This is a genomic window from Streptomyces sp. ISL-12, from assembly GCF_018614415.1.
Classification (GTDB): domain Bacteria; phylum Actinomycetota; class Actinomycetes; order Streptomycetales; family Streptomycetaceae; genus Streptomyces.
The window spans coordinates 172,615-186,514 of sequence record NZ_JAGGOO010000028.1 but is presented as its reverse complement, the minus strand read 5'-3'; the positions used below and the strand labels follow the sequence as shown (position 1 = coordinate 186,514).

At 73.0% G+C, this 13,900-nt stretch carries 13 protein-coding genes and 1 pseudogene; 9 read left to right on the top strand and 5 right to left on the bottom strand.

The window, feature by feature from the left end:
- Positions 1–4: 4 nt before the first annotated feature.
- Positions 5–880 carry an AraC family transcriptional regulator gene (locus J7I94_RS08955; protein ID WP_251074839.1) on the bottom strand — a complete coding sequence of 292 codons (876 nt, stop codon included), beginning with the start codon at positions 878–880 and terminating at the stop codon, positions 5–7.
- Between the two features lie 120 nt (positions 881–1,000).
- Here J7I94_RS08955 and J7I94_RS08950 point away from each other — a divergent pair, with 120 nt between their 5' ends.
- From J7I94_RS08950 to gap, 5 genes are all read left to right on the top strand, one after another.
- The gene (locus tag J7I94_RS08950) at positions 1,001–1,582 is read left to right on the top strand and encodes a non-oxidative hydroxyarylic acid decarboxylases subunit B (RefSeq protein WP_215166416.1); all 582 of its coding nucleotides are present in this window, start codon (positions 1,001–1,003) and stop codon (positions 1,580–1,582) included.
- Between the two features lie 31 nt (positions 1,583–1,613).
- Positions 1,614–3,038 carry a non-oxidative hydroxyarylic acid decarboxylases subunit C gene (locus J7I94_RS08945; protein ID WP_215166415.1) on the top strand — a complete coding sequence of 475 codons (1,425 nt, stop codon included), beginning with the start codon at positions 1,614–1,616 and terminating at the stop codon, positions 3,036–3,038.
- Between the two features lie 28 nt (positions 3,039–3,066).
- Entirely contained in the window at positions 3,067–3,303 is a 237-nt protein-coding gene (locus J7I94_RS08940) for a non-oxidative hydroxyarylic acid decarboxylases subunit D (RefSeq protein ID WP_215166414.1), read from the top strand.
- Positions 3,304–3,312: 9 nt separating this feature from the next.
- The gene (locus J7I94_RS08935) at positions 3,313–4,269 is read left to right on the top strand and encodes a GlxA family transcriptional regulator (RefSeq protein ID WP_215166413.1); all 957 of its coding nucleotides are present in this window, start codon (positions 3,313–3,315) and stop codon (positions 4,267–4,269) included.
- A gap of 135 nt (positions 4,270–4,404) precedes the next feature.
- Positions 4,405–5,403 (top strand): type I glyceraldehyde-3-phosphate dehydrogenase, encoded by a 999-nt coding sequence (gene gap, locus J7I94_RS08930; RefSeq protein ID WP_215166412.1) that lies wholly within the window; start codon positions 4,405–4,407, stop codon positions 5,401–5,403.
- A 175-nt stretch (positions 5,404–5,578) separates the two neighbouring features.
- On the opposite strand, the gene J7I94_RS08925 is transcribed toward gap, so the two are convergent.
- Positions 5,579–6,382: a sulfite exporter TauE/SafE family protein gene (locus J7I94_RS08925; protein ID WP_215166411.1), complete on the bottom strand. Its 804-nt coding sequence runs from the start codon at positions 6,380–6,382 to the stop codon at positions 5,579–5,581.
- Positions 6,383–6,468: 86 nt separating this feature from the next.
- Here J7I94_RS08925 and J7I94_RS08920 point away from each other — a divergent pair, with 86 nt between their 5' ends.
- The gene (locus J7I94_RS08920) at positions 6,469–7,254 is read left to right on the top strand and encodes a helix-turn-helix domain-containing protein (protein ID WP_215166410.1); all 786 of its coding nucleotides are present in this window, start codon (positions 6,469–6,471) and stop codon (positions 7,252–7,254) included.
- Between the two features lie 98 nt (positions 7,255–7,352).
- A pseudogene (locus J7I94_RS08915) lies at positions 7,353–8,113 on the top strand (SAM-dependent methyltransferase).
- A 41-nt stretch (positions 8,114–8,154) separates the two neighbouring features.
- Here J7I94_RS08915 and J7I94_RS08910 read toward each other — a convergent pair.
- Positions 8,155–8,751 (bottom strand): TetR-like C-terminal domain-containing protein, encoded by a 597-nt coding sequence (locus J7I94_RS08910; RefSeq protein ID WP_215166409.1) that lies wholly within the window; start codon positions 8,749–8,751, stop codon positions 8,155–8,157.
- A gap of 115 nt (positions 8,752–8,866) precedes the next feature.
- Between J7I94_RS08910 and J7I94_RS08905 the strand changes: the two genes are divergently transcribed.
- Positions 8,867–10,105, top strand: a complete 1,239-nt coding sequence (locus tag J7I94_RS08905; RefSeq protein ID WP_215166408.1) for an FAD-dependent monooxygenase — start codon at positions 8,867–8,869, stop codon at positions 10,103–10,105.
- Positions 10,106–10,123: 18 nt separating this feature from the next.
- Here the strand turns inward: J7I94_RS08905 and J7I94_RS08900 are convergent, their stop codons facing one another.
- A complete protein-coding gene (locus tag J7I94_RS08900; protein ID WP_215166407.1) occupies positions 10,124–10,744 on the bottom strand; it encodes a TOPRIM nucleotidyl transferase/hydrolase domain-containing protein in 621 nt (206 codons plus the stop codon).
- A gap of 58 nt (positions 10,745–10,802) precedes the next feature.
- Positions 10,803–12,809 (bottom strand): DUF4832 domain-containing protein, encoded by a 2,007-nt coding sequence (locus tag J7I94_RS38970; RefSeq protein WP_215166406.1) that lies wholly within the window; start codon positions 12,807–12,809, stop codon positions 10,803–10,805.
- A 137-nt stretch (positions 12,810–12,946) separates the two neighbouring features.
- On the opposite strand from J7I94_RS38970, the gene J7I94_RS08890 reads away from it, so the two are divergent.
- On the top strand, positions 12,947–13,900 hold the full coding sequence (locus J7I94_RS08890; RefSeq protein ID WP_215166405.1) for a carbohydrate ABC transporter permease: 954 nt from the start codon (positions 12,947–12,949) through the stop codon (positions 13,898–13,900).

The following is a 13,900-nucleotide window of genomic DNA, read 5'->3' as shown; positions in this document are numbered from 1 at the left end:
GGGGTCAGGCCGTCCCCCGGGCCGCCGCCCGGAACTCCAGCGGGGTGCGCCCGTCGTGCCTACGGAAGAACGCGCCGAAGTCGCTGGGGTCGGCGAAGCCGAGGTGGCGGGCGACGTCGGCGGCGGTCCGGTCGGTGTGCACCAGCAGGCGTTTGGCCTCCAGCACGATGCGGGCGTCGAGGTACGCCTTGGCCGTCGTCCCGGTGGCGGCGTGGACGGCGCGGGTGAGGGTGCGCACGCTGTAGCCGAGGGCGGCGGCGTAGTCGGCGACGCGGTGGGTGCGGGTGAAGTCCCGCTCCACGGCGGCCCGGAAGCGGGGGAAGGGCCCGTCCCCGGCCGCCTCGGCGCCGGTGGTCTCCGGCGGTGCGGCGTGGGCCAGCCGCAGCAGCAGGACCGTCAGCAGCATCCGCAGCGCCTTGTTGTGCGCCTCCAGGGGCATCGTGCCCAGGTCCGCGTACTCGGCGACCAGGTGCCGGCGGGCGTGGTCCACCGACCGGGCGTGCGGGCCCGCCGGGACGACGGGGCCCGCCGCGTCCGGGGGATCGTCCGGGACGAAACCGGGGCGCCAGATCACGATGTCCCCGGTCGCCACGGCCCAGGGCCCCTCGGGTCCGGCGCCGTACTGGTGGACCTGGCCGGGCCGCACCCACAGCCAGCCGCCGGCCGGGACGACGTACCGGGTGAAGTCCACGGTGTGCGGCAGCGGCGCGGAGTCCGGGTGGACGTGGATGAGGTGGTGGAAGTCCGGGCGCTGCGGGCTGGACAGGTCGATGCCGCGGCGCCGGCCGCGGGCCCGCAGCTCCGCGAAGTCGACGACGTCCATGCCGATCGGCGCGCTCAGCGCGGGCCGGTACGCCACGTCGGTGATCGTGGAAGCCATACCGCGCACCTGTCCGTTTTTCCCCATCAGTTGTCCTCAGCATACCGGCCCACGCCAGCAGTGGCTCCTAGCGTGGACGGAGAACGGACCGGGAGCTGACCGAAAAGGAACAGGTGTGCCGTGCGGGTGATCGTGGCGATGACGGGGGCCACCGGCGCGCCCTTCGGGGTGCGGCTGCTGGAGCGCCTCGCCGAACTGCCGGACGTGGAGACCCACTTCGTCGCCAGCCGCTGGGCGCGGGCCACCGTCGAGCTGGAGACCGGCCGCACCATGCGGGAGGTGGCCGCGCTGGCCGACGTGGCACACCCGCCCGAGGACCAGGGCGCCACCATCTCCTCCGGTTCGTTCCGGACGGACGGCATGGTCGTGATCCCGTGCTCGATGAAGACACTGGCCGGCATCCGCGCCGGTTACGCGGACGGCCTGGTGGGCCGGGCGGCGGACGTGACGCTGAAGGAGCGCCGGCCGCTGGTGCTGGTCCCCCGCGAGACGCCGCTCAGCGAGATCCACCTGGAGAACATGCTGGCGCTGGCCCGCATGGGGGTCCGCGTCGTCCCGCCCGTGCCCGCCTTCTACAACCACCCGGAGACGGTCGACGACGTCGTGGAGCACATCGTCTCCCGCGTCCTGGACCAGCTGGACCTGCCCGCCGCCGGCGCCCGCCGCTGGACCGGCCTGCGCGCAGCCCGCGGCGCTTCCTGACCCCACCGCCCCACACGAGGAGAGAACCCCCATGCCCTACGACGACCTGCGCTCGTTCCTCGACACGCTGGAGAAGGAGGGACAGCTGCTGCGGATCACGGACGAGGTCCTGCCGGAACCCGACATCGCGGCGGCGGCCAACGCCGCGGGCCGTATCGGCGAGGGGGCGCCGGCCCTGTGGTTCGACCGGGTCAAGGGCTTCACCGACGCCCGGATCGCCATGAACGTGCACGGCTCCTGGCGCAACCACGCCCTCGCCCTCGGCCTGCCGAAGGAGACCTCCCCGCGCGAGCAGGTCGAGGAGTTCGCCCGCCGCTGGGACGCGTTCCCGATCGCCCCGGAGCGGCGCGCGGACGCGCCCTGGATGGAGAACACCGTCACCGGTGACGACGTCGACCTGTTCGACGTACTGCCGCTGTTCCGCCTCAACGACGGCGACGGCGGCTTCTACCTCGACAAGGCCGCCGTGGTCTCCCGGGACCCCGCCGACCCGGACCACTTCGGCAAGCAGAACCTGGGCACGTACCGCATGGAGGTCATCGGCCGCGACCGGCTCGCGCTCCAGCCGGTGCCCGTGCACGACATCGCCCAGCACCTGCGCACCGCCGAGGAGCGCGGCGAGGACCTCCCGGTCGCGATCACCCTCGGCAACGACCCGGTGATCCCGATCGTCGCCGGCATGCCGCTGCGCTACGACCAGTCCGAGTACGAGATGGCCGGCGCCCTGCGCGGCGCGCCGATGCCCATCGCCACCGCCCCGCACACCGGCCTGGACGTCCCCTGGGGCTCCGAGGTCGTGATCGAGGGCGTCGTCGAGTCCCGGGTACGGCAGATCGAGGGCCCCTTCGGCGAGTTCACCGGGCACTACTCGGGCGGCCGGCGCATGCCCGTCATCCGGATCGAGCGGATCTCGTACCGCACCCGGCCCGTCTTCGAGTCCCTCTACCTGGGCATGCCCTGGACCGAGTGCGACTACCTCGTCGGCCCCAACACCAGCGTGCCGCTGCTGAAGCAGTTGCGCGCCGAGTTCCCGGAGGTGCGCGCGGTCAACGCCATGTACACCCACGGACTGCTGGTGATCATCTCCACGGCCAAGCGGTACGGCGGTTTCGCCAAGGCGGTCGGCATGCGCGCCATGACCACACCGCACGGCCTCGGTTACGTCTCCCAGGTCATCCTCGTCGACGAGGACGTCGACCCGTTCGACCTGCCGCAGGTGATGTGGGCCCAGTCGGCCAAGGTGAACCCGAAGGAGGACGTCCTCGTCCTGCCGAACCTGTCGGTGGTGGAGCTGGCCCCCGCCTCCCAGCCGGCCGGTGTCACCAGCAAGATGATCATCGACGCGACGACCCCGGTCGCCCCCGACGTACGCGGCAACTTCAGCACGCCCGTCAAGGACCTGCCCGAGACCGCCGAGTGGACCGCGCGGCTGCGCACCCTGCTCGCCACCCGCTGAGCGACTCCCTGGAAAGGAACACCCTCTGATGTCCGACCTCTGCCCCCGCTGCGCCGACCGGACCGTGCGTACCGTCGCCCACTCCCCCGTGCCCGGTGTCTGGCAGGTGCTCCAGTGCGCCCGCTGCCTGTACATGTGGCGCACCACCGAACCCGCCCGCCGTACCAGCCGCGACGCCTACCCCGAGCGGTTCCGGCTGACCGCCGAGGACATCGCCTCGGCGTCGGAGGTGCCGGCCGTCCCGCCGCTGCTCGGGTCCGCATAATCTGTTCCCGTGTCAGCTTCCCGTCTGCGCCGCGTGGCCGTCCTGGTCCTGGAGGGCGCGAAGCCGCTCGACGTCGGCATCCCCGCCCAGGTGTTCGCGACCCGCGCGAGCATGCCGTACGAGGTACGGGTGTGCGGTGCGCGGCCCGGTCTCGTCTCCGGCGGCGAGGGACTGTCGTACCACGTCGCCGACGGCCTCGACGCGCTCGCCTGGGCGGAGACCGTCTTCGTCCCCGGGTACCGGTTCCCGGACCGGGAGGACCCGCCGGAGGCGGTCGTCGAGGCGCTGGTCGCGGCGCACGAGCGGGGCGCGCGGCTCGCCGCCATCTCCACGGGCGCCTTCGCCCTCGCCGCCACCGAGCTGCTGGACGGCAGGCGTGCCACCACCCACTGGCACTACGCGCGGGCGCTGGCGGCCAGATACCCGCGGGTCCGGGTCGACGAGAACGTCCTCTTCGTCGACGAGGGCAGCGTGCTGACGTCGGCGGGCGCCGCCTCCGGGATCGACCTGTGCCTGCACATACTCCGCGGCGACCTCGGGGTCGCCGCGTCCAACCACGCGGCCCGGCGGCTGGTGGCGGCCCCCTACCGCAGCGGCGGGCAGGCGCAGTACGTGCCGCGCAGTGTGCCCGAGCCGCTCGGCGAGCGGTTCGCCGCCACCCGGGAGTGGGCGCTGCACCGGCTCGGCGAGCCCCTCACCCTGGAGACACTCGCCCGGCACGCGGCGGTGTCGCCGCGCACGTTCTCCCGGCGCTTCGCCGAGGACACCGGGTACACGCCGATGCAGTGGGTGATGCGGGCCCGCCTCGACCTGGCCCGTGAGCTGCTGGAGCGCTCCCAGCGCAGCGTCGAGCAGATCGCGGCCGACGTCGGACTGGGCACCGGCACCAATCTGCGGCTGCACTTCCAGCGGGTCCTGGGCACCACGCCCAGCGAGTACCGGCGCACCTTCACCAGGGGCGAGTGACCCGGTCGGACGCGGGTGGCGCGGGGGTGGCGCGAGGGGTGGCGCGATACTTTCGAACCCTGGCTCCCGCGCCGCTGTCGACAACCGGCGTCCCGCGCGAACCTGGTGGCGAACCGACGGAAAGGGACACCCTTCATGACCCGCATCGCCATCAACGGATTCGGCCGCATCGGACGCAATGTGCTGCGCGCGCTGCTGGAGCGCGACAGCTCGCTGGAGGTCGTCGCCGTCAACGACCTCACGGAGCCCGCCGGTCTGGCCCGCCTGCTCGCCTACGACTCGACGGCCGGCCGCCTCGGCCGGCCGGTGACCGTCGACGGGGACACCCTGGTGGTCGACGGCCGGCGGATCAAGGTGCTCGCCGAGCGGGAGCCGGCCCGGCTGCCCTGGGCCGAACTCGGCGTCGACATCGTCCTGGAGGCGACCGGCCGCTTCACCTCCGCCAAGGCCGCCCGCGCCCACCTCGACGCGGGCGCGCGGAAGGTGCTCGTCAGCGCCCCGTCGGACGGCGCCGACGTCACCCTGGCCTACGGCGTCAACACCGACGCCTACGACGCGGAACTGCACACGATCGTCTCCAACGCCTCCTGCACGACCAACGCGCTGGCGCCGCTGGCCAAGGTCCTGGACGACCTGGCCGGCATCGAGCACGGGTTCATGACGACGGTGCACGCCTACACCCAGGAGCAGAACCTCCAGGACGGCCCGCACCGCGACGCCCGCCGGGCCCGCGCCGCCGCCGTCAACATCGTGCCGACCACCACGGGCGCCGCGAAGGCGATCGGCCTGGTCCTGCCGGGCCTGGACGGCAAGCTGTCCGGCGACTCGATCCGGGTGCCGGTGCCGGTGGGCTCGATCGTCGAACTCAACACGACCGTCGCCCGCGACGTGACCCGCGACGAGGTGCTGGCGGCGTACCGCACCGCCGCCGAGGGCCCGCTCGCCGGTGTCCTGGAGTACTCGGAGGAGGCGCTGGTCTCCTCCGACATCACCGGCAACCCGGCCTCGTCGATCTTCGACTCGGCGCTCACCCGGGTCGACGGCCGGCACATCAAGGTGGTCGCCTGGTACGACAACGAGTGGGGCTTCTCCAACCGTGTGATCGACACGCTGGAGCTCCTCGCCCGCGGCTGACCCCTCCTCCTGCCGCAGCGGCGGGCACGGCCGGCGCGGCCGGCTGAAGAAGAACCCGGTGATGCCCTGGGCGGGCAGGCCGGGTTCTCGGTTTTCGGCGGCGCGGCGGACGCGGGACCGCGCCACCGGCCCGAAAGGCACTGTCGGAGGGGTGCGGGCGGCGTGGGGCCGGCCCTCAGCCCAGCGGCAGCATCGCGACCGCCACCAGGGCGAGCAGGCCGATGTACGCCCAGGAGTGGACCCGGTCCGGGATCCGTGGCGGGCGCCGCCGCAGGACGACGATCACCGGCAGCGCGCCGAGCAGCAGCGCCGCGGCGGCCACGGGGGCGACCAGGCCGACCAGGCGATGGTGCGTGTCCGGGACCGCCGTGAGCGCGGTACCGGACAGGGACACCGCGGTCGCCGGGAGCGCGATGGCGAAGGTGAGCGGATTGGCCAGCGCGGTCGCCACCCGCATGGGGTGCCCGGCCCGGCGCATCGCGGGGACGGTCAGCACGCTGCCGCCCACGCCGAGGAGGGCGGCGACCGCTCCGACCGGGGCGCCGAGCAGGGGCGGCAGCGGACGCGGTCCGCCGGACGTGTCCCCGTGCTCCGCGCGCGGGCGCAGGAAACCGGGGCGCAGCAGCAGGTCCACGACGGTCAGGGCGACGTAGCCGACGAACGCCCACCGGGCCGGGCCGGGCGGGGCGACCCGGCCGGCGAGCGCGCCGGCCGCGCCACCGGCGGCGAGCAGGAGCAGCAGGACGCCGCTGCCGCGCAGGGCCGCGAGCACCCGCCGCGGGGTGACGGCCGTCGCGAACCCGGCGTTCACCACCATCACCAGGGCGGAGGTGGCCGTCGCCACCCGCATCGCGTCCGCGCCCAGCGCGGCGTCGGCCCACACCACGACCGGCACCGCGACGAACCCGCCGCCGAACCCGAACAACACCGTGGTCAGCCCGGTGAGGACTCCGATTCCGGCCAACGCCACAAGACTCATGGGACCTACCTCACCAGGTCTCCCGGCCGTCCCGCATGCGAAGGTCGGCGCGTTTCCTTCGCGTCTCGGCCTGTACCGTGGCGGGGGTGAGAAACGTCCCCCTGGCCGACGTCGACCACATCGACCGGGCCGTCCTGCCGATCGCCACCGACTACCCGCCCGGCCACCTGCTGGACTGGCACGGGCACCGGCGGGCGCAGTTCCTGCACGGCGCCACCGGCGTCATGGTCGTCGACACCGCCGAGGGCACCTGGACGGTGCCGCCCGACCGCGCGGTCCTGATCCCGCCCGCCACCCGGCACCGCGTGCGCATGCTGGGCGTGAGCACCCGGAGCCTGTACGTCGAAGCGGGCGCCGTCCCCTGGTGGCCGATGGCCTGCACGGTCGTGGACGTACCGCCCCTGCTGCGCGAACTGCTGCTGGCCAGTGCCGAGTTCGAGCCCGACTACGGCATGGCGGGGCGGGCGGGGACCATCGCCGCGCTCCTCCTGCACGAGATCGCCGCCCTCACTCCGCTCCCGTTCCACGTCCCGGTCCCCGTCTCCCCGGACCTGGCCGCGCTGTGCCGTACGTACCTGGACGCCCCGGACACGGGGATCGGCAACGCCGCGTGGGCGGCGCGGGTGGCCATGAGCGAGCGAGCCTTCACCCGGCGCTTCCGCTCGGAGACCGGCGTCAGCCCCGCCGTGTGGCGGTCCCGCGCCCGGTTGCTCGCCGCCGTTCCGCTGCTGCGCGCGGCGTCGGTCAGCGAGGTCACCGGCCGCCTCGGCTACTCCTCCCCCGCCGCGTTCACGGCAGCGTTCACGCGCACCTTCGGCACGCCGCCCTCCCGGTTCACCACGAGCCGGGCCGGCGGCGGCGCGCGGCCGTGACCGGAACACGCGCACCGATTCCCCACGCCCAAACGCCAACTCTCCCAGGGCTACGCCTTGTTGAGGACCCTCCGCGTCGCGTGTCCCAGGAGTTCACGATGTCCGCACTGGACGACTCGCCGAAGACCTCACGGATCGACAACGGCAGACCGCACCCCGCGCGCATGTACGACTGGTTCCTGGGCGGCAAGGACAACTACCCGGTCGACGAGGCGATGGGCCGGCAGCTGATGGCCCTGGAGCCGAACATCCCCTTGATCACACGGGTCAACCGGGCCTTCACGCAGCGGGCCACCCGCTGGGCGGCGGCGCAGGGGGTCAGGCAGTTCCTCGACATCGGCACGGGGATACCGACCGAGCCCAACTGCACCAGGTGGCACACGCGGAGGCGCTGTTGCGCGGCAGCGCCGAGAGGGCGCTCGACTACGTGCAGGCCGACGCCCGCGGCACGGAGCTGATCCTCCCGCGGGCCGGGGAGACGCTGGACTTCGGCCGGCCGGTGGCCCTGTCGATGATCGCGCTGCTGCACTTCCTCGGCGACGAGGACGGGGCCCACACGGTGGTGGACCGGCTGAAGGAGGTCCTGGCGCCGGGAAGTCACATCACCCTCTCGCACGTCACCACCGACTTCCACTCGGCGGAGGTCGCCCGGGGGGCCGACAGCAGGTACAAGGCCGGCGGGTTCACCCTGGCGCCGCGCAGCCGCGCCGCGTTCACCCGCTTCTGCGAGGGGCTGGAACTCGTCGAGCCGGGCGTGGTGCTCGCCGAGGAGTGGCACCCGGAGCTGGGCGAACCGATGCCCGGCCGGGAAGAGGGGTGCACCAGCGCGATCTACGCCGGAGTGGCCCGGAAACGGTAGCCGGGCCCTACGACACCAGGACGGCCTTTAGCCGGACGCGATCAGTCCGGCGCGGACGAGGCGCGCGACCGGCGGTGGGCCAGTACGGCGAGAACGTTCTCCACCAGGCGTTCGGCGTCCGCGTCCGGAGTGAGCGGCTCGCCCAGCAGGGCGTGCGCATAGGCCGGGGCCAGGATCAGTTCTCCGATGTCGAGGAAGCCGATCTCGGTGGTGCCGCTCGCGGCGAGGACCGCCTCGACCTGGCGTACGCGGGGCTCGGCGAAGTCGGCCAGGCCGGTGAGGCCGTCGGTGCGGGCCGCGGCGGCGATCGCCCTGACGAAGACCCGGTTGGCGGGAGCCTGAAGGTCCGCCAGCATCCGGCGCGTGTACGTGAGCAGGTCGCCGCGCAGGTCCCCGGTGACCGGCAGGGGCGAGCGGCGGCTCAGCTCCTCGAACAGGGTGTCCAGGACCAGGCCCTCGGGTCCGCGCCAGCGCCGGTAGATCGTGGCGGTGTGCACGCCGGACCGCTGGGCGACCTCCGCGACCGTCACCGTGCCGTCCGCCGACTCGTCCAGCAGCGACCGCACGGCGGCGTGCACCGCCGCGCGCGTCCTGGCCGATCTGCCTCCGGGACGGGTCACTCCCACTGCCTGTGTCATGACACCAGCCTATCGCGAGCAAGTCGCGTTAGGCAGCCGGACGGGTGTAGCGTCTAACGCGAGACTTTCGCGTCAGTGCGTCAGTCAGTGGGTCAGTGGTGGGGAAGGAACGGACATGGCACGTGTTCTGGTGGTCGGGGCCGGTATCGCCGGTGACACCCTCGCGCTTCTGCTGGGCAGGGCCGGCTGGGAGGTCACGGTGGTGGAGATCGCGCCGGACCTGCGCACCGGCGGGCAGACCGTCGACCTGCGCGGGGACAGCCGTGACGTCCTGGAGCGGCTCGGCCTGCTGGACGAGGTGCTCGGCCGGCTCGTCCCGCAGCGCGGCGCCGCGTGGATCGACCGCACCGGCCGTCCCCTGGCCACCATGCCGGTCGAGGCGTTCGACGGGAACGGGTACGTGTCGAAGGAGGAACTCCTGCGCGAGGACCTCGCCCGGGCGCTGCACGACGCGGCCGGCCCCACCGTCACGCACCGCTTCGGCGAGACCGTCGAGGAGCTCACGGACACCCCGGACGGGGTGCTCGCGCACTTCCGCGGCGCACCGCCCGAGGAGTTCGACCTCGTCGTCGGCGCGGACGGCGCGCACTCACGGGTCAGGCGGCTGCGCTTCGGCCCCGAGGCGTCCTTCCGTCGCCCGCTCGGCCTCGCGCACGCCTGGTTCACCCTCACCGAGACACCGGCCACGCCCGGTCTCGACGGCTGGTTCCTGACCCACAACGCGCCCGGCCGACGGTCCGTGGAGGCGCGGCCCGGTCATCCGGGCACGCAGGAGGTGGGGTTGACCTTCGCCGCCGTCGAGCTGCCGCCGCGGCACGACCGGGCCGCCCGGTTCGCCCTGCTCGACGAGGTCTTCGCGGACGCGGGCTGGCGTACGGCGGAGTTCCTCGCCGCCGCACGCGTCGCGCCCGACTTCGCCCTCGACACCTTCGACCAGATCCAGGTGCCGAGGTGGTACGACGGCCGGGTCGTCCTGCTCGGCGACAGCGCCTGGTGCGCCAGCCCGCTGAGCGGGCTCGGTACGGCCCTCGCCCTGCGCGGCGCCGCCGAACTGGCCGACGCCCTCGGCTCGGCGGCGGTGAGCGAGCACCCGGACCGGCTGTCCGACGCCCTCGCGGCGTTCGAACGGTCGATGCGGCCCCGTACCCGCGCCGCGCAGCGGCTGTTCCCGGGCCGGGTGCGGCAGGCGGCGCCGGTCACGGAGCGCGGTATCCGCGTCAACGCCTGGATCATCCGGCAGTTGCAGTCCCGGCCGGTGCGGAAGGCCGTCGGCCGCGTCGCGGCCCGGCACGGGCAGGACCCTTCCGCCGACGGCCCGGGGCCCGCTGCCGCCGGGCGGGCGGCGGCGCGCTGACGTACGGTCGTCCGCCGGTCAGAGACAGGCGAGCAGGCCGTCGAGCGGGGCGGGTACGCGGTCGGCGTCGCATGCCTCGACCAGGACGCGACCGTAGTGGATCTTGCGGCCCTTCTTCGTGCCGAGGAAGCGGCGCAGTTGCTGTCGCGGGGTGCGGCCCCGCTGGGCGGGCTGGCGCAGGAAGGAGTCCAGGGCGCGCTGGTCGCCCCCCGCCCGGACGAGTTCGGCCACCCGGGTCACGCCGAGCGCGCGGATCAGCTCGTCCTCCAGGTCCGCCGCGCAGACGAAGAAGCCCTGCTGAGCCGCACCGGCCCGTTCCAGACCGCGGGCGTAATAGGGGTGTTCCCGCTCGTCGCACAGGCCCGCGAGGCGCAGGCCCAGGCCGGGCGGTCCGAGGAGGCGGGCGAAGCGGCCGATGTTCATCGCGCCGCCCATCGACAGGACGCAGACTCCTTCGGCGGCCAGGTTCCGCCGGCGCCGCTCGGCCAGCGCGCGGACCGCGGCGACGTCGCTCGGACCTTCCAGCAGGACGGCCGCCCGGACGGGCAGCCGCGCGGCCAGCTCCCGCGCGGGGTCGCCGGACCCGCCGGCCGCCCACACGGCGACCGCCTCCCGGAAGGGCCCCATGTCGTCGGTCATGGGGCCAGTCTGCGCCGTTCGCCGCCACCGCGGTAGCGGATTACGACGCGGCGCGGGGTCAGGTCACCGTGATCCGGTCGATGTCGGGTGCCCATCCGGAATCGTTGGCGAAGGTGATGCTGTTGCCCGTGCCGCTGTCCAGGGCGAGACTCAGTGTGACCGTGCCCGGGGTCGTCCAGTCGGCGGTGGGGGCGAAGTCGACGGTGCGCGGTGTGCCACCGTCGACCTGGACGGTGGCCGAGCGGGCGACCGCGGTGGCGTAGTGGACCGTGACCTGCCGGGTGCCGCCGTCGCCACCGTCGACCCGGGGGAAGGTGAGGGTCGCGCCGTTGCCGAGGTAGCCGACCTTGGCGCCGCCGGAGCAGCCGGCGCAGTCGGCGACCACGGCGGTGCCGGTGAGGGTGTTGCCGCCGGCCTCGGCCTCGTAGCCGGCCGGGTCGGCGCTGCCGCCGGAGCCGACGGTCATGGCGCCCAGGTCGAGCCAGCCGTCCGCGTTCTGGCCGGTGTTGGCGAACCGCAGCTTCTTGGCGTCGGAGCTGATGTCCTCCAGCGGGTTCTTGGCCTTCATGACGAGCCGGTAGCCGCCGGCGGTGACACCGCTCAGGTCGATGTCCGCGTCGAAGTACCGGGCGTAGCCGTAGTCGAGGTAGGTGGGGTCGGAGCCCACGCCCCAGTCGGGGAAGGCCCGGATCTTCTTCGGCATGACCTCGCGCAGGTCCCAGGGCGTGTCCCAGCTCTTGACGACGTTGCCGGCGGAGTCCTTGAGGCCCAGGCTGACGGTCCAGGGGTAGTAGAACGGGGCGACCCCGTTGTTGCTGATGCGCACCCCGACGGTGGTGCTGCCGGCGGCGGTGTCGTGGAAGTAGGCGTCGTCGACGGTGAGGTCGTAGCCCATGAGCCGGACCGCCGCCGCCACGTTCGGGTCGGAGGAGGAGTAGCCGGCGCTGCCCTCGTTCATCTTCCAGGTGGTGTGCTCCAGTTCGAGGCACGCCCGCATGTCGTCCACGTCGCCGGAGCCGGCGGGCCAGAAGGTGAAGGCCCTGGGCTGGATCTCCGGGCGCACCTCACCGCCCATGGAGGCGGTGGTCCAGCGGTTCTCCACCCCGCGTTCGACGGCCCGCTGCAACTGGGAGTACGAGGCTCCGCCCATCGACGTGGGCAGGGTGACACCGGCGAGCGGGCTGCCCTCGCGGAAGCAGAAGGAGTCGTCGTGGAAGCCGACCGACGGCAGCTCGGCGGCGGCGCCGCCCGCCGAGTCCGGGTAGCGCACCTCGACCTTGGTGTGGGTGAAGGCGCTGGTGTAGGCCCGCATGATCTCGGCGCCGTGGGCGTCGGTGGGCATGTGGTTCGGGTGGCCGTCGCCGGTGTCGGTGTCGTAGGGGTAGGTGTGCCACTCACCCCAGAGGCCGATCAGACCCATGTGGATGAAGCCGATGCGCGGGTCGCCGTCGTAGCGGGCGCCGAACGCGGCGATGAAGTCCTTCAGCCCGTCCAGCAGGTACGCGTTGTCGTAGTCGGGGCGGGTGGTGCCGTTCACGGCGTCGGCGCGGTAGTCGACGTGGCCGTCGAAGCAGTGCGGGATGGCGTTGGAGGGGTGGGTGCCGCCGGGGTCGCCGGGATACTCCAGGTAGAAGCGCAGCGCCAGCTGGTTGCCGTAGGAGGCGGACTCGTCGAGCGCCTCGTCCAGCACGCTCCAGTCGTAACTGCCGCAGTCCGAGGCGTTGTTCATGACCTCGGAGAGCCCGAAGTAGCTCCAGGTCAGCGCGTGCGGGTAGCCCGTGTTCTGGTCGGCGCCGGGCTGGTAGAAGCGGGCGAAGCCCTTGAGCGGGTTGTCCAGCGGCGCGTCGGCGCGGGTGAGGGTGTGGACCGGGAGCGAGGGATCGGGGTCCGGGCCAGGTGCCGGGCGCTCGGGCACGCCCTGGGCGGCGGCGGCCGAAGCGGTTGCGGTGTCGGCGGCCGGTGCGGCCTGGGCGGTGAGCGGCAGCACGGCCAGGGACAGGGCCAGGGCGGAGGAACAGAGCGCGGCCAGCAGTTCTCTGCCGCGTCGTGGTGCGAAGGTGCGCATGGTGACGGCCTCCGAGGCTCTAGAGGTAAGCGAAGTTATGCGACAGCATTGACAAAGTTTCGCTGTTGCTCATCAATATGTTGTCCACGGTGCCCCACTGGCAAGAGGTGCGGCGCGAATCCCTTCGGAGGGGAACCATGGGCGCGGAGACCGCAGTTGCGCCACCGCACAAGAGCGTCGGCCCGCCCCCGGACGGGTCCCCGGCGCCGGGCGGGGCACGCCGGCCCCGCGACGACCGGAAGGCGGCGTGGCTGTTCCTGGCCCCCGCGCTGCTGGGGTTCGCGCTGTTCTACGCGTATCCGACCCTGCGCGGCGTCTACTACTCACTCACCGACTACAGCCTGCTCGCCGCACCTGACTTCGTCGGCGCGGACAACTACCGCGAACTGATCGGTGACGAACAGTTCTGGAACGCGCTGGAGGTCACCGGCTCCTACGTGGTCCTCAACATCGTCTCGCAGACCGTGCTGGCGCTGCTCCTGGCGACGCTCATGCACCGCCTGACCCGGTCGGTGGCGCTGCGCGCGATGCTGCTGGTGCCCTGGCTGGTGCCGAACGTCACCGTCGGCCTGCTGTGGATGTGGATGCTGGACGCCAACCTCGGCCTGGTCAACCACGTCCTCGGCGCCTTCGGCATGGGCCCCAACGGCTTCTTCACCTCGCCGGACTGGGCGATGCCGTCCGTCGCCGCCGCCAACACCTGGGCGTACACGGGCTATACGGCGCTGCTGCTGTACGCCGGGATGCTCCAGGTCCCGCAGTACCTGTACGAGAGCGCCTCACTGGACGGCGCCGGCGAGTGGCGGATGTTCACGAAGGTCACGCTGCCGCTGCTGCGGCCGGTGCTCTCGCTCGTGCTGGTGGTGTCGCTGATCGGCTCGTTCCAGATCTTCGACACGATCGCGGTGACCACCCAGGGCGGTCCGGTCAGCGCCACGCGCGTCATCTACTTCTACATCTACGAACAGGCCTTCACCTACTTCCACATGGGCTACGCCTCCGCCGTCGCCGTGGTACTCGCGCTGATCCTCGGCGTGCTGACCGCCGTACAGATGCGCCTGCTGCGTGCCTCCCGCTCGGACCTGGCCTGA